This window comes from Facilibium subflavum (assembly GCF_003574485.1).
Taxonomy (GTDB): domain Bacteria; phylum Pseudomonadota; class Gammaproteobacteria; order Francisellales; family Francisellaceae; genus Facilibium; species Facilibium subflavum.
Genome location: NZ_QLIT01000322.1, coordinates 1 through 602 on the forward strand (window position 1 = coordinate 1; position 602 = coordinate 602).

The following is a 602-nucleotide window of genomic DNA, read 5'->3' on the forward strand; positions in this document are numbered from 1 at the left end:
AAGGTTTACGAAATGCAAAAACCGGCAGGTCATCTGATAATGCGCATAGGCAGCTTAGCATTATTTGTCAAAACAAGCAGTTAATCAAAGATGAGGATAAACAACTTAATAGTCAAAGTGCTTATTTGTCTAAGGATTCACGTTATCTTGCAAATGCTTTTAATCAGCACGCTTATTACTTCTCGGCTGCCAAGCATGACACGACGGATTTACTGTTAAGCTCTTCTACAAAGCTCAAGAAAGTTTATAATTTTTCAAGCTATCGGCAACAGCGTTTGTTCTCTAAAAATAAGCCTCTAGGTTTCTCTCAACCCTTGGCATATAACCCATTGACGTACGATGGTGAATACCAGGATCCAGAAACCGGATTTGTTTACCTAAGGGCACGCTTTTATAACTTACAACAGATGCGTTTTATGCAAAGGGATAGATATAATCTTCTTAATCGTTACAATGCTTTTGATGATAACCCGGTTAGTAACACTGACCCCAGCGTCCACAGCAGTATTGGCGACTTTTTCAGCACTGACATTGGTGCCGGCTTAGCCTCAAGTATGGTCAGTATGATGCTGTTTGGTGCACTAGCGACATTTGCGGGTGAC

The 602-nt window shown here is 40.9% G+C and carries 1 protein-coding gene; it reads left to right on the forward strand.

Annotated features, from left to right (window positions below; translation table 11 throughout):
* The coding region (locus DNK84_RS13695; RefSeq protein WP_162902513.1) for an RHS repeat-associated core domain-containing protein at positions 1–602 on the forward strand (602 nt) is incomplete at both ends.